The sequence below is a fragment of the Enterobacter cloacae complex sp. R_G8 genome (assembly GCF_024599795.1).
In the GTDB taxonomy this organism is placed as follows: Bacteria; Pseudomonadota; Gammaproteobacteria; order Enterobacterales; family Enterobacteriaceae; genus Enterobacter; species Enterobacter dissolvens.
The window spans coordinates 2,885,915-2,910,829 of record NZ_CP102246.1 but is presented as its reverse complement, the minus strand read 5'-3'; the positions used below and the strand labels follow the sequence as shown (position 1 = coordinate 2,910,829).

At 54.2% G+C, this 24,915-nt stretch carries 18 protein-coding genes; 10 read left to right on the top strand and 8 right to left on the bottom strand.

Annotated elements, in window-relative coordinates; translation table 11 throughout:
- Positions 1 to 36: 36 nt before the first annotated feature.
- Positions 37 to 240: a putative selenium delivery protein YdfZ gene (gene ydfZ / locus NQ842_RS13755; protein ID WP_014831738.1), complete on the bottom strand. Its 204-nt coding sequence runs from the start codon at positions 238 to 240 to the stop codon at positions 37 to 39.
- A 289-nt stretch (positions 241 to 529) separates the two neighbouring features.
- Here ydfZ and NQ842_RS13750 point away from each other — a divergent pair, with 289 nt between their 5' ends.
- Complete coding sequence (locus NQ842_RS13750) at positions 530 to 961, top strand: universal stress protein (protein ID WP_046887974.1); 432 nt, start codon at positions 530 to 532, stop codon at positions 959 to 961.
- Between the two features lie 34 nt (positions 962 to 995).
- Here the strand turns inward: NQ842_RS13750 and NQ842_RS13745 are convergent, their stop codons facing one another.
- Positions 996 to 1,682: a GntR family transcriptional regulator gene (locus NQ842_RS13745; protein WP_014831740.1), complete on the bottom strand. Its 687-nt coding sequence runs from the start codon at positions 1,680 to 1,682 to the stop codon at positions 996 to 998.
- 91 nt (positions 1,683 to 1,773) lie between these two features.
- Positions 1,774 to 2,520 carry a bifunctional NADP-dependent 3-hydroxy acid dehydrogenase/3-hydroxypropionate dehydrogenase YdfG gene (ydfG, locus tag NQ842_RS13740; protein ID WP_063412527.1) on the bottom strand — a complete coding sequence of 249 codons (747 nt, stop codon included), beginning with the start codon at positions 2,518 to 2,520 and terminating at the stop codon, positions 1,774 to 1,776.
- 143 nt (positions 2,521 to 2,663) lie between these two features.
- Between ydfG and dcp the strand changes: the two genes are divergently transcribed.
- From dcp to NQ842_RS13715, 5 genes are all read left to right on the top strand, one after another.
- On the top strand, positions 2,664 to 4,697 hold the full coding sequence (gene dcp / locus NQ842_RS13735; RefSeq protein WP_257255983.1) for a peptidyl-dipeptidase Dcp: 2,034 nt from the start codon (positions 2,664 to 2,666) through the stop codon (positions 4,695 to 4,697).
- Between the two features lie 222 nt (positions 4,698 to 4,919).
- Positions 4,920 to 5,723 (top strand): DUF6694 family lipoprotein, encoded by an 804-nt coding sequence (locus NQ842_RS13730; protein ID WP_192544716.1) that lies wholly within the window; start codon positions 4,920 to 4,922, stop codon positions 5,721 to 5,723.
- Between the two features lie 330 nt (positions 5,724 to 6,053).
- Positions 6,054 to 7,172, top strand: a complete 1,119-nt coding sequence (gene asd / locus NQ842_RS13725) for an aspartate-semialdehyde dehydrogenase (RefSeq protein WP_257255982.1) — start codon at positions 6,054 to 6,056, stop codon at positions 7,170 to 7,172.
- Between the two features lie 211 nt (positions 7,173 to 7,383).
- Complete coding sequence (locus NQ842_RS13720) at positions 7,384 to 9,966, top strand: EAL domain-containing protein (protein WP_257255981.1); 2,583 nt, start codon at positions 7,384 to 7,386, stop codon at positions 9,964 to 9,966.
- A gap of 202 nt (positions 9,967 to 10,168) precedes the next feature.
- Positions 10,169 to 11,377, top strand: a complete 1,209-nt coding sequence (locus NQ842_RS13715) for an MFS transporter (protein ID WP_014831746.1) — start codon at positions 10,169 to 10,171, stop codon at positions 11,375 to 11,377.
- A gap of 44 nt (positions 11,378 to 11,421) precedes the next feature.
- On the opposite strand, the gene NQ842_RS13710 is transcribed toward NQ842_RS13715, so the two are convergent.
- Entirely contained in the window at positions 11,422 to 12,411 is a 990-nt protein-coding gene (locus NQ842_RS13710) for a 2-hydroxyacid dehydrogenase (protein ID WP_013096773.1), read from the bottom strand.
- 210 nt (positions 12,412 to 12,621) lie between these two features.
- Between NQ842_RS13710 and NQ842_RS13705 the strand changes: the two genes are divergently transcribed.
- Genes NQ842_RS13705 through NQ842_RS13695 form a run of 3 tightly spaced genes read left to right on the top strand, consistent with a single transcriptional unit; the run spans position 12,622 to position 15,774 of the window.
- Positions 12,622 to 15,261: a YdbH family protein gene (locus tag NQ842_RS13705; protein WP_257255980.1), complete on the top strand. Its 2,640-nt coding sequence runs from the start codon at positions 12,622 to 12,624 to the stop codon at positions 15,259 to 15,261.
- The gene (locus NQ842_RS13700; RefSeq protein WP_014831748.1) at positions 15,258 to 15,449 is read left to right on the top strand and encodes a YnbE family lipoprotein; all 192 of its coding nucleotides are present in this window, start codon (positions 15,258 to 15,260) and stop codon (positions 15,447 to 15,449) included. Before NQ842_RS13705 ends, NQ842_RS13700 begins: the two co-directional genes overlap by 4 nt.
- A gap of 7 nt (positions 15,450 to 15,456) precedes the next feature.
- Positions 15,457 to 15,774 carry a YdbL family protein gene (locus tag NQ842_RS13695; protein ID WP_028028066.1) on the top strand — a complete coding sequence of 106 codons (318 nt, stop codon included), beginning with the start codon at positions 15,457 to 15,459 and terminating at the stop codon, positions 15,772 to 15,774.
- Here NQ842_RS13695 and feaR read toward each other — a convergent pair whose 3' ends face one another.
- Entirely contained in the window at positions 15,775 to 16,683 is a 909-nt protein-coding gene (feaR, locus tag NQ842_RS13690; protein WP_083022110.1) for a transcriptional regulator FeaR, read from the bottom strand.
- 241 nt (positions 16,684 to 16,924) lie between these two features.
- Here feaR and NQ842_RS13685 point away from each other — a divergent pair, with 241 nt between their 5' ends.
- Positions 16,925 to 18,424: an aldehyde dehydrogenase family protein gene (locus NQ842_RS13685; RefSeq protein ID WP_257255979.1), complete on the top strand. Its 1,500-nt coding sequence runs from the start codon at positions 16,925 to 16,927 to the stop codon at positions 18,422 to 18,424.
- A 99-nt stretch (positions 18,425 to 18,523) separates the two neighbouring features.
- On the opposite strand, the gene NQ842_RS13680 is transcribed toward NQ842_RS13685, so the two are convergent.
- The 3 genes from NQ842_RS13680 to paaZ all read right to left on the bottom strand — a co-directional run bounded on the left by NQ842_RS13680 (position 18,524) and on the right by paaZ (position 24,667).
- Positions 18,524 to 19,630: a GGDEF domain-containing protein gene (locus NQ842_RS13680; protein ID WP_047362043.1), complete on the bottom strand. Its 1,107-nt coding sequence runs from the start codon at positions 19,628 to 19,630 to the stop codon at positions 18,524 to 18,526.
- 115 nt (positions 19,631 to 19,745) lie between these two features.
- Positions 19,746 to 22,022, bottom strand: a complete 2,277-nt coding sequence (gene tynA, locus NQ842_RS13675; protein ID WP_257255978.1) for a primary-amine oxidase — start codon at positions 22,020 to 22,022, stop codon at positions 19,746 to 19,748.
- A 602-nt stretch (positions 22,023 to 22,624) separates the two neighbouring features.
- Positions 22,625 to 24,667: a phenylacetic acid degradation bifunctional protein PaaZ gene (gene paaZ, locus NQ842_RS13670; RefSeq protein ID WP_257255977.1), complete on the bottom strand. Its 2,043-nt coding sequence runs from the start codon at positions 24,665 to 24,667 to the stop codon at positions 22,625 to 22,627.
- Positions 24,668 to 24,915: the final 248 nt, after the last annotated feature.

Genomic DNA, 24,915 nt, shown 5'->3' with positions numbered 1-24,915 from the left:
CATGCCGCCGTTCGCGGCGGCATGATGTCGCACCGGTTAGTGCATACCCAAACGAATCAGTTCAATCGGTTCGAACTTACCTTCGCATCCTTCCACTTCCACCGTTTTGCTACGACGCACCTGCGCGGCATCCAGCCCGTCGCTGTGGATCGCTTTAATTACGCCTGTGTGCCCGGTGCCGTTAATCATTACGCGGCTACCGGTGGTAATTGCATTACGGTTACGGTCGTAAGTCATCATGGTATTTTCTCCTCGCTAACACATCCGTTACGGCGCTATTTCAGGTTGTGCCGTCCACGGGGCACTATAAATACGCCTCTCTGGCGATCGTTTTTTTGTTTTTGATCAAACTCACACTTTTTTGTTGATTCCGGTACGGCGATGACGGTTCACGACACTGATTTACAAAGCGGACAGTTATTTTCTTTAATTGATAATTTCAGCCGGTGAGCGTTTAGGTCGGGTTTATATTTCTCATGGCACTCTGGGTGCAGTAAATAACGTCTTTTAACAATAAGGAGTCAGGCTTATGTATAAAAAGATTTTGATGCCTGTTGATGTGTTTGAAATGGATTTAAGCGATAAAGCGGTGCGGCATGCGGCCAACCTGGCGAAGGCTGAAGGCGCATCGATTACCCTGGTCAACATTCTGCCCAACAGCAGCCGCTCGTTACTGCGCGGGTTCAATGCAGATATCAGGAAGTTTGAAGAGTATATGACCGCGGAATCCAGCAAAAAGATGAAGGAGTTATCGCGTCTCTTCGATCTCACCCCGGAGGACATTCATTGTGAGGTACGTTTCGGCAACGTGCGCGACGAAATTATCAGGATGAGCAAAGAAGGGGAATATGACGTGATTGTTATCGGCTCAAAAAACCCGAGTATCACCACGCATCTGTTGGGTTCAAATGCCGAATCTATCCTGCGCTACGCCACTATTCCCGTCCTGGTCGTGCGCTGATATTCTCGCCGCGCCCGTTAAGGGGCGGCGAATTTTACTCTTCACTAAACCACTCGCTATTTTCCTGACGAATAAGCTGCACGGATTCGCTGATCTCCTGCAGATGGACAGTCATCGCTTTTTCCACACCGTCAGGATCGCGTTTTTCCAGTGCGCTAAAAATATCATGATGCTGTCGGAGCAACATTTCCGGCGGAGAGACGTGGTCGAGGCTCATATAACGCACACGGTCGATGGTGGCTTTTATATTTTCAATGGTGTCCCAGGCCAGCTGACAATCGGCAATTAGCGCCAGCTTCTGGTGAAACTCATCGTCCAGTTGAAAGAAATCGTTAAGCTGTTTACGGTCGATGGCAATACGCTGCTGATGCAGGTTCTGTTCCAGCAGATAACACTGGTTGTCATTAATCAGCGTGGCCGCACGACGCGCCACCGCGCACTCAATGGCCTGCCGGACAAAACAGCCGTTACGGACCTGAGAAAGCGATATTTTATTCACATAGCTGCCGCGCTGCGGGCGGATCTGAATCAGGCCGTTTTCGGCAAGCTTGATAAACGCCTCACGCACGGGCTGACGGGAAACGTCAAAACGCACAGATACCTCTTTTTCGGAGAGCGGCGTGCCAGGCGGGATCAGGCAATGCACAATATCACGTCGTAAAATGCGATAGATTTGCTGGTTAACGGGCTGGGTGGGATTGAGTTGCGATTCAGCGGCCATGAGTTGTCATTTCTCAGAGAGTTAGCCTGAACATACTACCATTCTTTTATACCCTGATACAGACCCGGCCCGCAGGCCGGGAAGGGCAGAGTCAGCCACGATGGACGCTCAGTCCGGCAAAGCTCTGGCTGACAGGCATCATCTCTACGGTGTTGATATTGACGTGTTTTGGCAGCGTCGCAACCCACCAGACCGCTTCGGTGACATCTTCCGGCGTCAGCGCGTTGGCATTCTCGTAGGTTTTATCCGCTTTCGCGTCATCGCCTTTGAAGCGTACGTTCGAGAATTCGGTACCGCCCACCAGGCCCGGCTCGATATCCGTGACGCGGATGGCGGTGCCGTGGAGATCGGTACGCAGGTTCAGGCTGAACTGGCGCACAAACGCCTTGGTCGCACCGTAAACGTTGCCGCCCGCATATGGCCAGCTTCCGGCGGTCGAGCCAATATTGATAATATGACCGCGATTGCGCTCAACCATGCCTGGCAGTACGGCGCGGGTCATGTACACCAGACCTTTGTTGTTGGTGTCGATCATGTTTTCCCAGTCATCAACGCTGGCTTTATGGGCGGGCTCCAGACCCAGCGCCAGACCGGCGTTGTTGACCAGCACGTCGATGGCACGCCACTGGGCAGGAAGATTGGCAATCATCTCTTCGATGGCGGCACGGTTACGCACGTCCAGCTGCGCGGTCAGGATGTTGTCACCCAGCTCCTCTTTCAGCTCCTGCAGACGCTCCTGACGACGACCGGTTGCAATCACCTTATGCCCGTTGGCGACGAAGCGACGCGTGATGCTTTCACCAAAACCTGCCGTTGCCCCGGTAACTAAAATAATCATCTCACTGTTCCTCAACGCTTTTTGTGTTGTACTAACATAGCACGCCCTGAGAGGGTGCGTTAAGGCAACATTTGTATGACCGCATTGCGGTCAACGGCGGCCTGGCCTACTCTGGGAAAGTTAACCGTTACCAGGAGTAAAAGATGTCAACCCGTAATCCTTTTTTTGACATTAGCCTGCTGCCTTATCAGGCCCCGCGTTTTGATGAAATCAACGACAGCCACTATCGCCCGGCGTTTGATGAAGCCCTGCGCCAGAAGCGGGCAGATATTGACGCTATCGTCGCGCAAACGGTAGCCCCCGATTTTGACAACACGGTACTGGCACTGGAAAAAAGCGGTGCCATGCTCGCGCGCGTCAGCAGTGTCTTCTTCGCCATGACGTCGGCGCACACCAATGCCCGCTTACAGGAGCTGGAGGAACAGTTCTCGACTGAATTAGCCGCGCTGGCAAATGATATCTGGCTCAACGATACGCTATTCTCCCGCGTCGAAAGCGTCTGGCAGGATCGTGCGGCGCTGGATGCAGAGTCCCGCCGACTGGTCGAAGTGACGTACCAACGCTTTGTGCTGGCCGGGGCGCGTCTGAATGATGACGAAAAAGCTGAACTGAAAGCCCTGAACACAGAAGCGGCATCACTTATCAGCCAGTTTAACCAGCGTCTTCTGGCCGCCGATAATGCGAGTGGGCTGGTGGTGGATTATGTTCATCAGCTTGAGGGTTTAAGCGCGGACGAGATCGCCACGGCTGCTCAGGCCGCCGCCGATAAAGGGCTGAAGGATCGCTGGCTAATCCCCCTCCTGAACACCACCCAACAACCTGCGCTTTCACTGCTTCGCAATCGACAGACCCGTGAAAACCTGTTCAACGCGGGCTGGCTGCGTACGCAGAAAGGCGATGAAAATGATACCCGCGAGCTGATCCTTCGTCTCACTGCCTTACGCGCGCGCCAGGCGCAGCTACTGGGGTTTGATGATTTTGCCAGCTGGAGTATCAGCGACCAGATGGCGAAAACGCCTGAGGCCGCGCTGACCTTTATGCGCGGAATTGTCCCCGCAGCGCGCGACAGGGCGGCACGTGAGCAGGCCGATATTCAGAAAGTGATCGATGACGAACAGGGTGGTTTCACCGTGCAGGCCTGGGACTGGTCATTTTACGCCGAGCGCGTCCGTCAGGCGAAATATGCGCTGGATGAGGCGCAAATCAAGCCGTACTTTGCACTCAATAACGTACTGAATGATGGGGTGTTCTGGACGGCCAGCCAGTTGTTTGGCATTCGCTTCGTTGAGCGTTTCGACATTCCGGTTTATCACCCGGACGTCCGCGTGTGGGAAATTTTCGACCATACCGGGGAAGGCATGGCGCTGTTCTACGGTGACTTCTTTGCCCGTGACTCAAAGCATGGCGGAGCGTGGATGGGGAATTTCGTTGAGCAATCTTATGAATTTGCCTCCCGACCGGTTATCTACAATGTCTGTAACTATCAAAAACCCAGTCACGGCGGTGCTGCGCTCCTCTCCTGGGATGACGTGATAACCCTGTTCCACGAGTTTGGTCACACGCTACACGGTCTGTTTGCCAGTCAGCGCTACGCCACGCTGTCCGGTACCAATACCCCGCGTGATTTTGTGGAGTTTCCGTCGCAAATTAATGAGCACTGGGCCCGCCATCCGCAGGTATTTACCCACTATGCCCGCCATTATGAGACCGGCGAACCCATGCCGGACGCGCTGCGCGAGAGCATGCTTAACGCGACGCATTTCAACAAAGGCTATGACATGACGGAAACGCTCAGCGCCGCGCTGCTGGACATGAACTGGCACGGCATTCGTGAGGCCGTTTCGAGCGTAGAGGAATTTGAAAAGGCAGCGTTGCAAAAAGAGGGGCTGGATCTGCCCGGCGTACCGCCACGTTATCGCAGCAGCTACTTTGCGCATATCTTCGGCGGCGGCTATGCGGCAGGCTATTACGCCTACCTGTGGACACAGATGCTGGCAGACGATGGCTATCAGTGGTTTGTCGAGCAGGGCGGCTTAACCCGTGAAAACGGGCAAACATTCCGCGAGGCGATTCTGTCGCGCGGGAACAGCACGGATTTAGCTGAACTGTACCGGAACTGGCGCGGGCACGATCCGAAGATTGAGCCAATGCTGGAGAATCGCGGGCTGAGCGAGTAGCGTCATTTTTGGCTTAAACAGGACCGGGCGGAAGCCCGGTTTTTTTGTCCAATTTCTCTTCTCGAAAACGTCTCTAATTTTGCTCCGCACTGGCGAAGCAGTTAAAGCTAAGGGTTTCGTCTGGTATGCAACAAATTTCCAATAACATGCACAAGTAGATTTTGTCGTATGGTCAAACTCTGGTAGGATTAATCTTAATTTTTTTACTGATGGAACAGGAACATGAAGAAAATTATTGGTGTGTTATTACTTTCTTGCTTACTCGTCGGGTGCGATAAACCCAAAATTGATTCTTCAACTGATGCTGCAATGAAATCCTCGATAGCCAAAGTCAGAGATTCACTTCCGGAAAATAAACGGGAGGAATTCGATAGCGCCTTAAAGGTTGTGGCATTCAGTAACATCGATATGGCTGACCTGATGCGTTCCACTTCAAATAATGATAACGAAGAGATAAGCAAAAAGATGCGCGAAAGCCTGTCTGGTAAGACGGGTGAAGAAATAATCTCTTACGCACAGCAAGTCACTGCTGAGAGAGAGATGAAGTTAAAAGAAAAGATGACTCAGGAAATCAAAGCGCTGGAACAGAAAAAAGCTGACGCCGACGTGGCTAAAAAAGAGTTGATGAAAATCCAGGTTTTATCATCCAGATTTACCATGGAGCCTGAGCAAGACGGTAAGCCACAACCCGTAATTAGACTGGTTGTTAAAAATAATACTGATACCGTTATCTCCAGAGCGTACCTGCACGGAGTGATGGCAAGCGAGGGATACTCAGTACCATGGCTGGTAAGTAATTTTTTCTATGATATTCCTGAGGGGCTTAAGCCAAATGAAGAAGCCACATGGGCTATTGCCCCCCCTAAGAATTCTGAATGGGGTGTACTTTATGCCCCAAAAGACGCTGTTTTGACTGTGACACTCGTAAGAGTGGACGGTACTGATAATCAGGCGTTGTATGATGCAACAATGTTCACTGAGGAAGATAACAGCAGGCTTGAAGAGTTGAAGAAAAAAAATCTCTGATCTTTAAAGACTAACCGACCCGCCAACCGGCGGGTTTTTTATGCGTTGAGGAAAGGTGGCGTTGCAAACGGCGCATCGGTGTGGGCATCGGCTTCGCTGATAACTATGACTTTATGTTTCCCCGGGGCATAAAATCGTTTTAAACAGCCTAATTAAAGATATCTATTTTTTTGACTTGAACACAAACACAATATTCATCAGTTTCGCTAACCCCTTATTAAACATTCTTATTATTGCAAAAACGAGTAAAATAAAGAATGACGCGCGGGATTTAACGGGTTATAAACTTTACCTCCCTTAACACTTTTGTAACGTCATTGAGGTAAACCCGTGAAGCAGGTTGGCATTGTTGGTTGGCGCGGCATGGTTGGTTCAGTATTGCTGCAACGCATGGTCGAAGAAAATGATTTTAATGATATTGCAGCCAGTTTTTTTAGTACGTCTTCTGTTGGGGCGCCTGGGCCTGTCATTAATGGTGTCCGTTCGGTACTTAAAGATGCTTATTCCCTGGATGCGCTGGTGGAAATGGATATCATCATTACCTGCCAGGGCGGTGAGTATACAAAATCAATTTATCAATCTTTAATTGATTATGGGTGGGAAGGTTACTGGATCGATGCCGCATCAGCGCTGCGAATGGACGAAAGAGCCTGTATCATCCTGGATCCTGTGAACCGTGAAAATATCGATGATTCCATCAAAAAGGGCGGTAAACTTTTTGTAGGCGGAAACTGTTCAATCACCTTAAGCCTGATGGGGCTCGCCGGTTTGATCAAGGCCGATCTCATTGAATGGATGAGCGTGATGACCTATCAGTCGGCGTCTGGGGCGGGTGCAAAGCATGTTCGCGAGTTGATCGCCCAAAGTGCATTTGTCAGTCGAAATTTGACCCGCGACGAACTGGAAAACACAGACTCGGTGCTTCCTCTGGTTAATAAAGTCAGTGAACTGATTAACAGCAGTGACTTGCCTGTTGAGAATTTTGGCGCGCCGCTGATGGGGAGCATCATTCCCTGGATTGATAGCGACCTGGGGGATGGCAATAGCCGCGAAGAGTGGAAGGGTGAAGCAGAAACAAATAAAATCCTTGGCCTGAAAAAAGGTACCATCCCGGTTAATGGTCTGTGCATTCGTGTTGGTGTTATCAGGTGCCATAGTGCGGCGATTACGATGAAGCTGAAACGTGAAGTGGATGAAGCTGAATTTGCCAAAATAGTAAGCGACGCTCATCCCTGGGTAAAATACGTTCCTAATAATAAAGAGGCCAGCGTCAGCCAGCTGACTCCCGCACATATTAGCGGCACGCTTGAGGTTGGCGTAGGGCGTTATAAAAAAATGGCGCTAAATAATGATCCTGTTTACTCGGTATTGACCGTTGGGGATCAACTATTATGGGGGGCCGCGGAACCGTTACGGCGTATGCTAAATATTCTGCTTAACAGAGTATAATTGGGTTATACCAGAGAATCATTATTGGCTGGAAACAGAGCCGGGCGGGCAGCCCGGTTTTTTATATAAATTAATGCGCAATAATTTGATCTGGCTTGTAAAATAAAGTTTGTTTCGCTTAAGGGGGCTTCGCTATAAAATTTTGTTTTTTTTTGCCGATAACTGAGGATGGCACAATAAAATGACGTAATCGCAGTTAAGAAGGCGAAGAATGACCATACCTCAGAAGACCCCTGGCTTTACGGATAGCGAGCATTCTAAAGGACTGATAAATAAAACATTTACCTATATTGTTACGCTGTTGATATGTATTTTCATCGCAGCGATAGTTTCGTTGCTAATCATAAAAAACAATGTGAATAAAATCGGCGACAAGCATGATGAATTCTTGTTAAGAAAGGCGTTAGACAGCCGTCAGGAAAACGTGCGTAGTCATTTGAAAGATTATGCTGAGTGGGGTGATGCCTACAATCACCTTCATCAAAAAATCGACATAAACTGGGCATGGGATAAACAGAACCTGGGTAAGTCCCTGTACGATAACTTTGGCTACGAAGGCGTGTTCGTGCTGTCCCCGGATGGCGCCTCCCTTTACAGCGTACTTGACGGACAACTGAAGCGTGAAGATCTGCAACGCTGGATAGATCACGCCACAAAAGAGCAGTTACTCAGTGAAATGCGTATGAATAATGGGTTGCCGGTGTCCACGCTAACGCTTATCGACTCCGTACCCGCCATTGTTTCTGCGGCCTGGATCACGACGGGTGATGATGCGAGTGTTCAACCCTTGCCCGGTAAGCCTTCAACCATGCTGTTTATAGACAAGTTAACGGCTAAGAAACTTCTCGCGATTGGACGCGATGCGGGTATCGAAAATGTTCGCGCTTTGCCCTTCAACACCGTTTCCCAGGCAAATAATCCGACTGAATTAACATTAAATACCCAAAAGGGTGCTGTACATATTATCTGGGAGAGTGAAAATCCCGGTCAGGCATTGATCATTTATTTTTTACCCTTGCTCATTCTTTCCGTTCTCCTGACGCTTGCGCTGACGGCTATTTTGATGCGCCATATTATGCACAAGGCGAAAATCCATGACGAAAATATCTTTCTCCTTGAGCAGGCACGGCTGAATCTGATTATTAGCGAAAAACGATTCAGGGATGTCAGTGAAACAACCAGCGATTGGTTCTGGGAAACCGATTTAGCGTTAACGATCACCTGGTTATCAGGGCGTTTTTCGACTGTAACGGGATATGATGAGAGTCAATGGATAGGGCGCAGCCTGGATGAACTTTTTCCTTCGACCAAAGATGTATTAAATCCGTGTGTCAGGCGCCGGGAATTATCAGGACGCTTCGAATTTAAGCATTGCCCTTATACCAACTATCAAAATGCCACTTCTTATTGCACGCTTCTGGCAAAATTTTCTTCTCAGCCTGATGGCACGGTGGTTTTACGGGGCGCTGCATCCGATGTCTCTCTGGAAGTTGAAGCCACCAAACGTGTTGAATTCCTGTCACGCCATGACGAGTTAACGGGCCTTCCCAACCGATATCATATTAAGGAATTCCTTACGGGGCAGCTGGCGAAAGAAGATCTTCACCATTCCCCCTTTGCCATGATTTGCATGGATTTAGATAAGTTTAAACCCGTGAATGATATTTTTGGCCATTCCACAGGTGATGCCCTGCTTGGTGAGGTTGCTTTACGTCTTAAAGCCTGTATTCGTAGCGGTGATTTTGTCGCCCGGCAGGGCGGGGATGAATTTATGCTGCTTCTCGACAACACCCGGCATCTGGACCACATAGAAGAGGTGTGTCATCGCATCGTGCAAGAACTCAACCGTCCGTTCACCATTGATGGTAATGATGTGACCATCGGCGTCAGCATGGGCATTGCTCTGGCTCCCCAGGACAGTACCAGTGCAAACGACCTTTTACGCTATGCTGATATTGCGCTTTATCAGGCTAAACAATCCGGTCGGAACCGATGGGTCTATTATCGTCAGGATATGTCGGAAAAGCTGACCGAGCGCAGAAAGCTGGAATTAGCGCTGAAGACCGCAATTCGGGAAGACCAGCTCTATCTGGTTTATCAGCCGCGTTATAACCTCAGACATTCACGCATCGACGCCGTAGAAGCCCTGGTTCGCTGGCAGCATCCTGAACGCGGAAACATGATGCCCGATCAGTTTATTCCACTCGCTGAAGAAACGGGGCTCATCATCAACCTCAGCAACTGGGTCATTCGTAAGGCCTGTACAGAGACGCATGAAAAACTGCCGGGGCTTTCGGTTTCAGTCAATATTTCAGCCATTGAATTCCAGGCAAGCGATCTCGCCGAAAGAATAAAAGCTATTCTTGATGAAACCGGGCTTGAGCCTACCCGGCTGGAAATAGAGGTGACTGAAAATGTCACGCTCTCTAATCCAGAGAAAACGTTGCAGACCATGAAGGCGCTCAAAAAAATGGGGGTACGCATTCTGATTGATGATTTCGGTACCGGCTATGCCTCTCTGAGCTATCTGCGGAAGTTCCAGTTTGACGGGTTAAAGCTCGATAAAAGCTTCATTTTTTCTTTAGGGGATTCGACACAGAACCAGTCGGTGGTCGAGAAGATCATCGATCTGGGTAAAGCCTATTCTATGGAGGTCACCGCTGAAGGGGTGGAAACCGTAGAACAATTGTCGTTCCTGAAGAAAAATAAGTGTGACGAAGTCCAGGGATATTTACTCGGCAAACCGGCGGCGATTGCAGATTTAAATCTAAAAACCAACCACGTAATTTATTAAGGGTATCCGTGCTGCTTGCCTGGGCCTGCTGATCCGGTAGGGCGGGTAAGCGCAGCGTCACCCGGCGTGCCTGTAATCAAATCGCGTAGTTTTCGCTCTGACGTCTGGCTGATAAACTTGGCTCAACGTTTTGATTTCCGGGCGAACTTGAGATTCAGGCCGCCGCTAACCGAGCCAGCCATCCCGACAAAAGGCAGGAAGTATGTCTCTTCGTTCACTGCGGGCGTTGTGCCTGACGAGTTTTTTTATCGCTGACGTCCGTGACGGTCTCGGCCCTTTTCTCGGTATCTTCCTGACGGAGCGACACTGGACGCCGGATGACATCGGCTTACTGATGACCGCCGGTGGTCTGGCGGGACTCCTGGCCACACTGCCAGCGGGATTCATCACCGACACCACCAAAAACAAACGTTCGGTTCTGGCGCTGCTCTGCCTGCTGATCACCCTGAGTACGCTGCTGCTCTGGTTCAGCCAGCAGAGTGGGGTCGTTGCGGTTTCGCAAATTGTCACCGGGATCTGCGCGGCGTTTGTGGGGCCGCTTATCACCGGGATCACCCTGGGGCTGACGGGGCAGAGCGGGTTTAGCACGCAGATGGGCAAAAATGAGGCCTTCAATCACGCCGGAAATTTCCTCACGGCACTGATTGCCGGAGGCATTGCCTGGTACTGGGGCATTGGCGGGATCTTCCTGCTGATGACCTGTACGACGCTGTTAACGCTCTGTTCGCTGCTGGCGATACGCAATAAGGATATCGACAACGATGCCGCGCGCGGGCTGAACACCTCAGAGCATCAGCCGGTGCCGGGTTTTGCGGTGTTGATAAAAAATCGGGCACTTTTCGTGACCGGGCTGACGCTGCTGCTGTTCCATCTGGCGAATGCGGCCCTGTTGCCGATGCTCAGCATGCGGGTCGCCGCCGCGCCGGCCAGCGTTAATCCCGGCGTGTTCGCTGCGGCGACGGTCATTATTTCGCAGGCGGTGATGATCCCGGTGGCTATCTGGGTTTCCAGGCGAATCGATCGCTACGGTTACTGGCGCTTTATCATGCTGGCGCTGTTAATCATGCCGGTACGCGCGGCGCTGGCGGCCTCCACCGATGCACCGTTTATGATGATCCCGGTACAAATTCTTGATGGTCTTGCCGCCGGGATCCTGGGCGTGGTGGTGCCGTCATTTATCGTGGTACTTTTGCGCGGAAGCGGGCACGTCAATGCCGGGCAGAGCGTGGTGATGCTGATGCAGGGTGTTGGCGCATCGATGAGCCCCGCGTTAACCGGGACGATCGCCGGACACTACTCTTTTGCGACGGCTTTTAGTGTGCTGAGCGCCATTGCGCTGGTGGCGGTGCTGCTCTGGTGGCGCTTTGCTCAACGGAGCTGGCAGACAGACAGCTCCCCGAACGGGGCGTAGCGTCAGTGCCGGGTAAGGCGTAACCGCCACCCGGCATGTCAGGCTTAGACTATCTCGTTAGGACACGCTTCGCCGTTTTCCAGCTGCTGTAAATTCCCCAGCGTGGTTTCGGAAATGCTGATCAGTGCTTCTGCGGTCAGGAACGCCTGGTGCCCGGTAAAGAGCACGTTATGGCAGGCGGACAGGCGACGGAATACGTCGTCCTGAATGACGTCGTTAGACTTGTCTTCAAAGAACAGATCGCGTTCGTTCTCATACACGTCCATCCCCAGCGCGCCAATTTTCTGGGTTTTCAGCGCTTCAATCGCCGCCTGAGAGTCAATCAAGCCGCCGCGGCTGGTATTGATGATCATCACGCCGTCTTTCATCTGCTCAAACGCGGTCTGATTCAGCAGGTGATAGTTTTCCGGCGTCAGCGGGCAGTGCAGGGAGATCACGTCAGACTGGGAGAACAGGGTCGGGAGATCGACATATTCCACGCCCAGCTCCAGCGCGGCGGCGCTTGGGTACGGGTCAAACGCCAGCAGGCGCATACCAAAGCCTTTCAGAATGCGCAGGGCGGCCACGCCGATTTTACCGGTACCGATCACGCCTGCGGTTTTACCGTACATGGTAAAGCCGGTCAGTCCTTCCAGCGAGAAGTTCGCATCTCGGGTACGCTGATAAGCGCGGTGAATACGACGGTTCAGCGACATCATCATGCCCACAGCATGTTCCGCGACCGCTTCCGGGGAGTAGGCCGGAACGCGAACCACCTTCAGCCCCAGCTCTTTCGCCGCATCCAGATCGACGTTATTGAAGCCCGCGCAGCGCAGGGCGATATACTTTACGCCGTGCTTTTTCAGCTCTTCCAGTACCGGACGACTACCGTCATCGTTCACGAAGATGCAGACGCCTTCACAGCCGTGCGCCGTTTTAGCGGTTTTTTCGGTCAGCAGAAAGTCGAAAAATTCAAGATCGAACCCGTAAGCCTCGTTAACATGTTGCAGATACTTTTTGTCGTACTGCTTTGTGCTATATACCGCGAGTTTCATAAGACTTTCTCCAGTGATTTTACATCCACGTTAGCATGATTAAAATAATCTTACAATTTCTAAAATTTTATTTAAATCAATAAGTTCTATCAATTATTTTAGAGCATCTATTCTTAAAACTGGCATTTACTTCAACTGATTGACTAAACATGCGACAATGATCGGCACTGTCGGCTTAATTCTCTCGCTAAATCAGGATATTAACTGCCCATGAAGGGTAAATACAAAGCCGCGATTGCGCTCTTATTGCTGTTGATTTTATTGCCGCTGACGCTGCTGATGACGCTCGCCCAGTGGGTACCGACCCTCGCCGGTATCTGGCTGCCTGTCGGAACACGTATCGCCTTTGAGGAAAGCCCTAAACTGACCCGGCATGCGCTGGTGATCCCCGATCTTCGCTATCTGGTTGAGGATTGTGAAATTGCCCGGGTTGAAAACGCCACGCTGTCGCATCCCAGCCGCTGGAATCTGGATATTGGTGCGCTTGAACTTAACACGGTGTGCCTCAGCAAAATTCCCCAGTCTGCACCGTCAACCGTTGCGCCAAAAACCCTGGCTCAGTGGCAGTCGGTACTGCCAAATACCTGGGTCATTATCCGCCGCCTTACACTTTCTCCCTGGCAACAGTGGGAAGGGGAACTGCATGCCTCACTGACGCCTGCGGTACAGGCGGTGACCTACAACGGCGAGCAGGTCAGTTTCAAAGGGCAGTTACGCGGCCAGACTCTCTCGGTCAGTCAGCTTGATGTACAACTCCCCGGCCAGGTGCCGCCCGTAAAACTGGTGGGTGAGTTCACCCTGCCGCTGGTGCCGGATGGCGTGCCGGTGAAAGGCCATGCGGTCGCCACTTTTAACGTGCCACAGCTCACCTCGCTGGTCGATGCCGACCTGGACTGGGAAGAAAATCAGGGGCAACTGCTGGTGATGGCGCGGGATAACCCCGATCCGCTTCTCGATTTACCATGGCAAATCACGGCCGAACAGCTGAATATCAGCGACGGGCGCTGGAACTGGAACCTGTCCGGCATGCCGATGAGCGGCCGCGTGGGTCTTCGGGTGGATAACTGGCAGCAGGGGCTGGAGAAAGCCACCTTTACCGGACGCCTCAATGTCCTGACTCAGGGGGATGCCGGAAAGGGTAACGCCGTGCTGAATCTCGGGCCGGGCAGGCTCAGCCTGGAAAACAGCGACATGCCGCTTCATCTGAGCGGGGAGGCCAAACAGGACGACCTGGTGCTTTACGCCAGACTTCCGGCCAGACTGACCGGCGGCCTGAACGATCCTCAGCTCACTTTTGAGCCTGGCGCGCTGCTGCGCTCGCGCGGTCGCATTATTGATTCGCTGGATATCGACGAAATCCGCTGGCCACTGGCGGGCGTGAAGCTCACGCAAAAGGGCGTGGATGGTCGTCTGCAGGCTATTCTGCGGGCCCATGAGAACGAGATGGGGGATTTTGAGCTGCATCTGGACGGTCAGGCCAACGACTTTTTACCCGATAACGGCCTGTGGCAGTGGCGTTACTGGGGCAAAGGCAGCTTTACGCCAATGAATGCGCGCTGGGATGTCGCCGGGAAAGGCGAATGGCGCGACAAACTTATTGAGCTGACCGCGCTCTCTACCGGCTTTGACAAACTGCAGTACGGCACCATGGACGTCAGTAAACCGCGACTGGTACTGGATAAACCGGTACGCTGGGTGCGTGACCCGGTCACACCGAAATTTAGCGGTGCGCTGTCGCTCAATGCCGGAGAAACCCATTTCGCCAGCGGCAGCGTGTTGCCACCGTCGGTGCTGACCTTCAGCGTTGAGGGAACTGACCCGACGATATTCCAGTACAAAGGCGATCTGCATGCCGAGGCCATCGGCCCGGTGCAGGTTAACGGTCGCTGGGACGGGGAACGCCTTCGCGGTCAGGCCTGGTGGCCAAAACAATCCCTCACCGTGTTCCAGCCATTGATCCCACCAGACTGGAAAATGACGCTGCGTGACGGTGAGCTCTATGCGCAGGTGGCGTTCTCTGCTGCTGCCGACCAGGGCTTTGAGGCGGGCGGTCACGGCGTGCTGAAATCCGGTAGCGCCTGGATGCCAGACAACCAGATCAATGGCGTGGATTTTGTGCTGCCGTTCCGGTTTAGCGAGGGCACCTGGTCGCTGGGCACGCGTGGCCCGGTCACATTGCGCATTGGCGAAGTGGAAAACCTGGTGACCGCGCGCAACATTACCGCAGACCTGCAGGGCAACTATCCGTGGAGTGAAGAAAACCCACTGCTGCTGACCAACGTCAAGGTGGAGACCCTCGGCGGGAAAATTACCATGCAGCAGCTCAGAATGCCGCAGCACGATCCGGCGCTGCTGCGCGTGGACAATATTTCGTCAAGCGAGCTGATCAGCGCCGTCAATCCGAAACAGTTCGCCATGTCAGGTCCGGTAAGCGGAGCGCTGCCGTTCTGGCTGGACAATGAAAAATGGATCATTAAAGATGGCTGGCTGACCAACCCGGGGCCGATGACGCTGCGTATTGATAAAGACACCGCTGACGCCATCGTCAGGGATAATATGGTTGCGGGGGCGGCGATTAACTGGCTCCGCTATATGGAAATTTCACGGTCGTGGACAAGAATCAATTTAGATAATCTGGGTGAATTAACCATGCAGGCGACCATTAAAGGTACCAGCCGGGTCGATGGCAAAAGCAGTTCCGTGAATCTCAACTACACCCATGACGAGAACGTCTTTACCCTCTGGCGCAGCCTGCGCTTTGGAGACAATCTACAAACCTGGTTTGAGCAACACGCGGCGCTACCCGGTATCCGCAGTTCGACTGGCAAGGAAAGTGAGGAACAACAATGAAAATGAGGGCTGGTGTACTCACCGTCGCCGTTGCCGTGCTCCTGACCGGCTGTACGCCGCGTATTGAAGTCGCTGCGCCGAAGGAGCCGATCACCATCAATATGAACGTCAAAATCGAACATGAGATCCACATTAAAGTCGATAAAGACGTTGAAACCCTGCTGAAATCGCGCAGCGATCTGTTCTGAGGACGCCATGAAACGATTAGCTCTGATGTTACTGGCGCTGGGCATGAACGTGCAGGCGGCAACCCTGACCTTAAACGAGGCCCGGGCGCAGGGGCGTGTCGGGGAGACCCTGAGCGGGTATCTTGCCCCGGTGAAACAAGACCCTGAAACGCTGGCGCTGGTGAGCCGCATCAACGCGGCGCGCACGGAAAGCTACCAGAAGCTGGCGGACAGCAATAACCTGCCGGTTGATGAAGTGGCGAAGATGGCCGGGCAAAAGCTGGTGGCCCGCGCACAGCCGGGAGAGTATGTGAAGGGCATTAACGGGAAATGGCTGAAGAAGTAATCAGCGAAAGCGCTTACGGTACTCGCCAGGCGAGACGCCAAAACGCTGCTTAAATGCCGTTGAAAAATGGCTATGGTCGGCAAATCCCCAGCTGTAGCCAATCCCCGCCAGCTTTTCCTCGTCGCTGGCGGATCTCAGTACCTGCGCGCACAGATCCAGCCGACGATTTTTGATGTACTGTGCCACCACCAGCCCTTTATCGGCAAACATGCGATACAGGCTTCGCACCGACATGCCGCTCTCTGCGGCAATCCATTCCGGGCGCAGGGATTCCGACTGAATATGGTCATCAATTAACGACAGAACGTTCCGGAACTGACGTTCCTTGCGTGGCTGTACCGCGTCGCGCTGTTGAAACGCCGGACGGAGCAGGCAGATCATCGCTTCCAGCGCGGCTTCGCTCTCTCTGTCACTCAGGTCAGCATTGCTCATGCTCTCCAGCAGCAGACGATGGCTGAGCTGTACGGTGGGCAGCGAGCGGGAAAGTGTCAGCGCGCAGCTCACCTCCTGAAAGCGACACTGCTGCTCAATAATCTGACGGGGAACCAGCAGCGAAATCTGGCGGGATTTTTGCTGCCAGTTGATGGAGCAGGGACGAGAGGCGTCGATAAGCGTAATGTCGCCGGCGTTCAGAATTGAACGGCGATCGTCCTGTTCAATCTCCGCGCTGCCGTCAAGCTGAAACACGGTATAAAACCAGGCATCATTGCTCTGTTTAATCTCCTGACGGGAGCGAAACAGGTTGACCCCGCCTGCGGTGACGGTGCTTAACTTCAGGCTTCGGGCGTAGCTCGTTTCCAGTTCACCAATGAACTCACCCTCTAAAGGACGCGCATTAAAGCGCCCGCAGACATGGTTAATTTGCGCCAGCCACTGCTGATACCGTTCCTGTTCGCTTACACCCGCCATCGTTTATCTCGCTGCGCCATCAATGTTTTCGCATTGTTGCATTTGTGTTGCGTTTTGTCAGAGCCATGAGGCTGACTATAGGAAAGAACACTCACCGGTAACAGCGTTATAAGGCGGAATTATCACGAATTGCGGCACCTGTCACAGGTGGCAAAGCGAATGTCACACAGACAAAAGCGGGAATGCAAAAGGCCTCTTAGACTGCAGTAACACCCTGCGAAGAATAACGAAGGAGTACTCTATGTCTGAATCACAGGTCGCCATCCAGCCTGGCGTACAGCAGTTTCTGGACCGACATCACGGGCTGTGGATCGAGGGGCGTCAGGCCGCGTCGGACAGCGAAAAACGGTTGAATGTGTATAACCCTGCTGCCGGTGAGGTTATCGCCTCTACGGCAGACGCCAGCGTCGATGATGTCGACCGCGCGGTCATGTCCGGCTGGCGTGCCTTTGTCGCCCGCAGCTGGGCCGGAAAATTACCGGCAGAGCGTGAGCGTATCCTGCTGCGTTTCGCCGACCTGGTGGAGCAGCACAGCGAGGAGCTGGCCCAGCTTGAAACGCTGGAGCAGGGGAAATCTATCAACATTTCCCGTCTCTTTGAAGTGGGCTGTACCCTGAACTGGATGCGCTATACCGCCGGGCTGACTACCAAAATAACCGGCAAAACCCTCGATCTCTCCATTCCCTTGCCGCAAGGCGCACGCTATCAGGCGTGGACGCGTAAAGAGCCGGTGGGCGTGGTGGCCGGGATTGTGCCGTGGAACTTCCCGCTGATGATCGGTATGTGGAAGGTGATGCCTGCGCTGGCCGCGGGTTGCTCTATCGTTATTAAGCCGTCAGAAACCACGCCGCTGACCATGCTGCGGGTGGCGGAACTGGCGAGCGAAGCAGGTGTCCCTGACGGTGTGTTTAACGTGGTGACCGGAAGCGGCGCGGTGTGCGGCGCAGCGCTGACCTCGCATCCGCATATTGCCAAAGTGAGCTTTACCGGCTCAACGGCGACGGGTAAACAGATTGCCCGCGCGGCGGCCGATACGCTGACCGGCGTGACGCTGGAGCTGGGCGGTAAAAACCCGGCCATCGTGCTGAAAGATGCCGACCCTGCGTGGGTGGTTGAAGGGCTGATGACCGGTAGCTTCCTCAATCAAGGCCAGGTCTGTGCGGCGAGCTCGCGGATTTATATCGAAGCGCCGCTGTTTGACACCCTGGTCAGCGGATTTGAACAGGCGGTGAAATCCCTGAGCGTCGGGCCGGGTATGTCCCCTGAGGCGTTTATCAACCCGCTGGTATCCCGGGCTCACTGCGACAAGGTGCAGACCTTCCTGGATGAAGCGAAATCGCGCAACGCGGAGCTGATCACCGGCAACCGTGGGCCGGAAGGAAAAGGCTATTACGTCTCGCCGACGCTGGTGGTCAACCCGGATCCCGGGCTGCGACTCACCCGCGAAGAGGTGTTCGGCCCGGTGGTTAACCTGGTACGTGTAGCCGATGGCGAAGAGGCGTTATCCCTTGCCAACGATACCGAATATGGCCTGACCGCCAGCGTCTGGACGCAGAATATCAGCAAGGCGCTGGAGTATACCGACAGATTGCAGGCGGGTACCGTCTGGATGAACAGCCATACGCTGATCGACGCCAACTTGCCGTTCGGCGGCATGAAGCAGTCCGGCACCGGACGCGACTTCGGCCCCGACTGGCTGGACGGCTGGTGTGAAACCAAATCGGTGTGTGTGCGGTATTAATAAAAGCAAAAGGCAACCGGGAGGTTGCCTTTTTAGTGTTTGTTCCCTCTCCCGTGGGAGAGGGTCAGGGTGAGGGAATCAGGCCGCACCGGGCTAGTTTCACAGCGACCACCGATCCCGTCCGGCCTCTTTCGCACGGTACAGCGCCGCATCGGCGCGGGCGATCAGTTCCGGCCCTGCCAGGCCTGGCGAAATCCCCGCAATCCCCATACTGACGGTCACATGCTCACTGACCCTGGACGCACCGTGCGGTATCGCCGCCGCGCGCAGGCCGTCCTGGATGCGGCGGGCAACCTGCTGTGCCACGTTCTCCGGGCAATTAAACAGGATCACCAGAAACTCCTCGCCGCCGTAGCGTGACACCACATCGTCCGGGGTTCGCACCGCCTGCTTCAACACCTGCGCCACGCGGGTCAGACAGTCGTCGCCGGCCTGATGGCCATAGGTGTCGTTGTAGAGCTTGAAATAATCGATATCCAGCATGATCAGCGAGAAGGCTTTGTTCTGCTCAACGGCGTTCTCCAGCACCACTTCCATCATCCGGCGATTGGCGGTTTTGGTGAGCGGATCCTGGTGCGCCAGCGCATCCAGCCTGGAGATTAACAGCTGATTTTGCTGATTACGCCGCCAGGCTTCGTCAAACCAGCTTAACAGGATAAACCGCCCGCAAATCATGATCAGCGTGAATACGCTCCAGATAGTCGCAAAGCGAAGGTTAAGGCCATCATTCAGCACCCAGCTGGCGACCGGCAGGGTGAGCCACAGCGGGAGCACAAACGAGAGTAAACCCTCCGGGTAAAAATAGAGCGCCGTCAAGCCGGAGAGCAATAAAATCACACACAGCGGCCAGACGTGGGGAAGGTGCAGGGCGGTAATGAACCAGTAACTGCACATCGACCAGAAGGCGCTGCAGATAAACAGCACTACGCTTATCCCGGCTATACGTCGCCAGGCCATCAGGATTAATGCGGCAGACAGTATAATGATGCCCAGCATCGAGGCATCGACAACCCGGGTCAGATGCTGTGAACCGGGATACAGGAAAACGCTGTTTTCCAGCAGGACGTGGCGCAGCAGGATCATCAGGGCAAAGCTGACGTTAACAAAGGCCAGCCAGGGCAGGTTCATCGCCAGCCCGTGGTGCACCATGGCCTGACGTGTTGGCCAGGTGGCGCGTTCGGGGGTGAGGTTTTTTCTTTTTTCCATAAAGGTTGTTTTCCCGTCCAGGGGCGTGAAGGTGAGATACCACTAACTATAAGCAGGCTGGATGAATCATCAAAATGAAAGGCAAAAAAAACCGGGCATCAGGCCCGGTTGGTGATTATTGCTGTTCGTCTTTCTTTCTGCCAAGCGTTGGCGTTTCGTCAAAGAAGTTCCACGGCTTAAGCAACGTATGCACCCATTCCGTTGGCATGATGGGCCACTCTTCCGCGCGGGCAACGTGCGTGGTTCCGGTGGTCATCCATACCACATCGTCCTGATTATTGAGTGACTCATTGTCTTTGCTGTACTGACCCAGCCCCGTATCGTGCGTGGAGCGGTTCGGGAATTTCCCTTCCGGGTACATTTCGTCAGGGTGGTAGCGCGTCACCCACAGCTGTTTATCCATAAAGCTCAGGCGATGGTAGATCCACTCGTCTGGCGCAAACTTCGCGCCGGTGGCCACCGGGTGCGTGCCGCCCGCGTAAGGGATGATCTGGTACGAGACCGGGTTCCCCATACGGTTCTCTTTGCGGGTATTGCTCAGCAGGCGAATGGTACCCGGATCGAATTTCTGCGCCGCCTGCTGTTCGGTATCGATATCGTACTGATTGACCTGCATGGTACTGGTACGCGGGCCGCCGGCCGTGTTCGGTTTCACCTGCGGATCCATCGCCACCAGTTTATTGTCGATGCCATCCACATCCATATCGAGACGGAAGTTATAGATGTGCTGGTGGGTGGTGCCCACGATGTTGTGATCGATTAAGGTGCCGTATCGGGTGTCGTCTTTGGCGGTGGCGTCATGCATCGTTTTAGCCTGCACGCCTTTCACGGCTTCAATCCCGGTGGCTCCGGCATCAATGCCGATGGTGCCGTTTTCGTGGAATACCCAGTCGAAGATGTAATCGTAGTTGCCAACGGTGCTCACCCAGCGCACCACCAGCTCGCGGCGTTCGGTGCTGACGTTGGGCTTGCCCATCTCCTGATGCTTATATTCAGGCCCGGCGTAGCGCTCGAAAATGGCGATGGCGCGCGGGATCTCCATCGGCGTACCGGTGTAATCCGGGATGGTTTCATTAAGCAACACGGCGTTGGACGGCACATCTTTGCCGCGGACCAGCGGGGAGGTCAGGGTGCCCATGCCGTAGTCGCCCGAATCGAGATAGGCTTTAAAGTACCAGCCCACATCCGGATCGCCGTAAGGGACGATCATCCCGCCCAGGGAGCCCTGATACATGACCTGGCGTTTTTTACCGTTATCGTTATACGTGACGGTCGAGATCATCGGCCCCACACGGGAGTCCAGGCTCAGGTGGAAATCCCAGTTCTGCCAGTGCACCATGTCGCCGGTAATGGTGTAGTTCTTGCCTTCCGGTTCGATGATCTCAAGCGGCTTTTTCGGCGTCTCGACGCGGTCACGTCCATCATACGGACGTGGGGTCATGGGCACCGGAACAACCGCACCTTCTTCAATTTTCTGGATCTTCTTCTGTTCGAGATCAACCACCGCCACCAGATTTTCAATCGGGTGCGCCCAGTAGTTGCCGTCGCCCACATCCAGATAGCTCACCACCTTCAGCAGACGGTCTTCCTGTTTCAGGCCGTCTTTACCGTCAAAATAGCCGACGGTCAGCGGGGTCGTGATCACGTTCTTCGTATCGTTAATGCCGCGTTTTTTCAGAACTTCAGCAAATTCCGGGCTCTCGTTGATGATCTGCTGTACGGCGGTGAAATCATCCAGCAACACCATACCGTGAGCATCTTTGACCGGCTCCCAGCGCAGGATTTTCTTCTCCTTCAGATCCACCCGGCTTTCGATGACGTGCTTGCCGTCCAGCAGGGTGATATTCGCCTGACGCGGGGCCTCCACCGGCGTGCCGTTCAGCACAAAGTCCCACACTTTGGCTTTCTCGGGCTCGGCCAGGGCAATCTGAGTGAAGCGGGTGTTTGGTTTAAAATCCTTTGAGGCTTTGACGATCGCCACGGCTTGCTTGATTTCATCAGCCGTTAATGCATTTAGCGGATGGGGGCTTTTCTCAACCTGGAACGTCTGGTCGAGGCCGGACTGGAAGACGTCGTTGATAAAGGTGTCCGAGATAAAGGCTGTGTTGTCTTTCATCACCACCGGCACCTGCAGCGCGAGGGGTTTGCCGTTAACGATGGCGGTTTTTGCGCCCGGCTTAACCTTCACGAACGCACCGTCTTTTGCAATGGTGAACATCTGTGCGTAATCATCCCACTGAACCTCTGCGCCAAAATCTGCCAGCGTTTTGTCCATTGGGACCATATGCGCCTCACTGCCGTGAGCGAAAACGGGAGATTGCCAGGCACAGCAGAGCGCAACGGCCAGAGCCAGTGCCGTTCTACGGGCAGAAAATGAAGAATTGCTTCTCATCGTAGACCTCATCTTGTTGTGTTTATTGTGTTGTGAGTCTTATCCTGACAGGCGCGTGAAAAAAGCGTTTGCCTGCATCTGCCAGGTTATTTGTCAGTCTTGCCAGGTTAGAAAAGGGTGGGGATAAATCACATGCCGAGCCTTTTCATCTATCTATGCGCACTGATGAGGCTCCACAAATCGATACGCGCATTGAACAATTCCCTCTCCCATCGGGAGAGGGTTAGGGTGAGGGGAACATAGGGCTGTGGTGGTCATTCCGTTCACTTTATGTTCCTTGCTACTCTGTTACGACATAACCTGTGAACGTGCCAGGGTGGCTCAGTCGCCACCACCCTGGCGACCCGGGCTCCCGGCGGTAAATCGCCGCTTCGCGGTGCCTTCGGCTTATTCCTTCCGGCTTATCGGGGACGGGCGGAGGTAACCTCCCTGTAAATCCGCCCTCTCGGCGCATCCCTGCGCCTCACCCCGGCCTGCAGGAAACGCCTCAGCGATTTACAGCCGGACCAGGGCATCGCTGAGAGCCCTCAGTCATGCTGAAAGCAGCGTTATTGCTTCTGCTTACAAATTCCCTCAGTCCTTGTCGAGAGGGTGAGGGGACGTTAGCTGAAATCACCCTGCTGGCGAGCCACCAGCGTCAGAATGGAGTAGAGCGCCACCGCCTGCTGGTGTTGATTGAAAATCTCAACCGCCCATTCGACCACGCCGGTGGGTTTTTCATCCGCCGTACGTTGTTTCTTCAGGGTTTTACGTTTGCAGGTCAGGCGCACCTGAATGGTATCGCCCGGTTTCACCGGCTCGATAAAGCGCAGGTTTTCCATGCCGTAGTTGGCGATCACCGGCCCCACGCCCGCATCAACAAACAGCCCGGCGGCGGCAGAGATCAGGAAGTAACCGTGTACCACCCGCTCGCCAAAGATCGACTCCGCTGCGCCAATCTTGTCCATGTGGGCATAGAAATGATCCCCGCTCAGGCAGGCAAAGTTAACGATATCGGCTTCCGTCAGGGTACGACGCGGCGTCAGAAGACTGTCGCCCGGCTGCAATTCTTCGAAGTATTTGCGGAACGGATGAACGCGATCTTCCTGCACCGTCGCGCCGCGTACCCACTGTTTGCCGATGGCGGCCAGCATGGTGGGGCTGCCCTGAATGGCGGTGCGCTGCATATAGTGTTTGACCGCACGCAGGCCACCCAGCTCCTCGCCGCCACCCGCACGTCCCGGACCACCGTGCACCAGTTGAGGAAGCGGAGAACCGTGCCCGGTAGACTCTTTTGCTGATTCCTCGTTGAGGATCTGAATGCGCCCGTGCGCCCGCGCTGCGCCAGAAATAAACTGGCGGGCAAGTGCGGGATCGGCGGTAACCAGCGTCCCGGCCAGGCTACCGCCGCCCGCACGGGCAAGTTGCATCGCGTGGTCTGTATGGCGATACGGCATCAGGGTGGCCACCGGGCCGAACGCTTCGGTGGCGTGCACCGCCGGGGTCTCATCCGGCTGAGGGCAAAAGAGCAGGGTTGGCGGGTAAAACGCCCCGGCGGCCTGCAGATCGGCTTTTCCGCCCAGGCGAACCTGGCAGCCTGCGGCCACAAGCTGATCCACTTTCTCCTGCACGTCCGCACGCTGTTCGCTGTTGACCAGCGAACCCATTTTTACGCCTTCCTGCGCCGGGTCGCCCATTACCACCTTTTCCAGCCGGGCGATCAGCGCCTGACTTACCGCGTCAATCTGGTGTTGCGGCACGATAATGCGGCGGATGGCGGTACATTTCTGTCCGGCCTTGGCGGTCATCTCACGTACCACTTCACGAATGAACAGGGCGAATTCGGGCTGTTCCGGCGTCACGTCTTCCCCCAGTACGCAGCAGTTCAGGGAGTCGGCTTCCATGGTGAAGGGAATGGCATTTGCCACAATATTCGGGTGAACGCGCAGCTGCTGACCGGTACTGGCGGAGCCGGTGAAGGTCACCACATCCTGGCTGTCGAGATGGTCCAGCAGATCGCCCGCGCCGCCGCAGATCAGGCTGATGGCACCGTCCGGCACCAGGCCGCTCTCCACAATCGCTTTCACCATCGCCTGCGTCACCTGTGCGGTGGCGGTGGCCGGTTTGATGATCGCCGGCATCCCGGCAAGCCATGTGGGGGCGAGTTTCTCCAGCATGCCCCAGCAGGGGAAGTTGAAGGCGTTAATATGTACCGCCACGCCCGATTTCGATGTCAGCACATGGCGTGCCGCAAAGCCGCCTTCTTTCGACAGTGGGATCAGTTCATCCTCGGGCCACAGCGTGTCATCCGGTAATTCACGGCTCCCCAGACTGGCATAGGTGAACAGCGTGCCAATCCCACCTTCAATATCGACCCAACTGTCGGCCTTTGTCGCTCCGGTCTGGGCTGAGAGAGCATAAAACGTCTCTTTCAGGCTGAGCAGGTGCTTCGCCACCGCTTTCAGCATCGCCGCGCGTTCGATAAAGGTCATGGCGTGGAGGGCTTCACCGCCATGTGTAATGGCATAGCGACGTGCCGCCGCCATGTCCAGCCCTTCGCTGGTCACGCTCCAGAGCGCTTCACCGCTGATGGCGTGATGAATAGTACGTTCGCGGCCCCGGCCAGATTGCCAGACACCGAACAAGAAACTGGCTAACTGCTGCATCTCTTATCTCCACATGTTTCGTTATTTCACTATCAATAGTTTGATCATGAATCATAAAAATCAAGCTGAGTTTTAATGAATTGTTAACAATGTGATCTCAAGGGAAGATGTGTGGCGGTTGTAGCCCTGATGTGGCGGCCTTTGCGCAAAAGCCCTGCGAGCGACATCACAAAATCAGGAAACATTTCTTGGGGGTGTATTTAACCTTTGTGTAACTTTTAAAAAAACAAAGTGATTCACAATTACGC

Bases quoted from the DNA above. Each gene is read 5' to 3' on its own strand.
- ydfZ (WP_014831738.1), bottom strand. From the start codon at position 240: ATGATGACTTACGACCGTAACCGTAATGCAATTACCACCGGTAGCCGC.
- NQ842_RS13750 (WP_046887974.1), top strand. From the start codon at position 530: ATGTATAAAAAGATTTTGATGCCTGTTGATGTGTTTGAAATGGATTTA.
- NQ842_RS13745 (WP_014831740.1), bottom strand. From the start codon at position 1,682: ATGGCCGCTGAATCGCAACTCAATCCCACCCAGCCCGTTAACCAGCAA.
- ydfG (WP_063412527.1), bottom strand. From the start codon at position 2,520: ATGATTATTTTAGTTACCGGGGCAACGGCAGGTTTTGGTGAAAGCATC.
- dcp (WP_257255983.1), top strand. From the start codon at position 2,664: ATGTCAACCCGTAATCCTTTTTTTGACATTAGCCTGCTGCCTTATCAG.
- NQ842_RS13730 (WP_192544716.1), top strand. From the start codon at position 4,920: ATGAAGAAAATTATTGGTGTGTTATTACTTTCTTGCTTACTCGTCGGG.
- NQ842_RS13720 (WP_257255981.1), top strand. From the start codon at position 7,384: ATGACCATACCTCAGAAGACCCCTGGCTTTACGGATAGCGAGCATTCT.
- NQ842_RS13715 (WP_014831746.1), top strand. From the start codon at position 10,169: ATGTCTCTTCGTTCACTGCGGGCGTTGTGCCTGACGAGTTTTTTTATC.
- NQ842_RS13710 (WP_013096773.1), bottom strand. From the start codon at position 12,411: ATGAAACTCGCGGTATATAGCACAAAGCAGTACGACAAAAAGTATCTG.
- NQ842_RS13705 (WP_257255980.1), top strand. From the start codon at position 12,622: ATGAAGGGTAAATACAAAGCCGCGATTGCGCTCTTATTGCTGTTGATT.
- NQ842_RS13700 (WP_014831748.1), top strand. From the start codon at position 15,258: ATGAAAATGAGGGCTGGTGTACTCACCGTCGCCGTTGCCGTGCTCCTG.
- NQ842_RS13695 (WP_028028066.1), top strand. From the start codon at position 15,457: ATGAAACGATTAGCTCTGATGTTACTGGCGCTGGGCATGAACGTGCAG.
- feaR (WP_083022110.1), bottom strand. From the start codon at position 16,683: ATGGCGGGTGTAAGCGAACAGGAACGGTATCAGCAGTGGCTGGCGCAA.
- NQ842_RS13685 (WP_257255979.1), top strand. From the start codon at position 16,925: ATGTCTGAATCACAGGTCGCCATCCAGCCTGGCGTACAGCAGTTTCTG.
- NQ842_RS13680 (WP_047362043.1), bottom strand. From the start codon at position 19,630: ATGGAAAAAAGAAAAAACCTCACCCCCGAACGCGCCACCTGGCCAACA.
- tynA (WP_257255978.1), bottom strand. From the start codon at position 22,022: ATGAGAAGCAATTCTTCATTTTCTGCCCGTAGAACGGCACTGGCTCTG.
- paaZ (WP_257255977.1), bottom strand. From the start codon at position 24,667: ATGCAGCAGTTAGCCAGTTTCTTGTTCGGTGTCTGGCAATCTGGCCGG.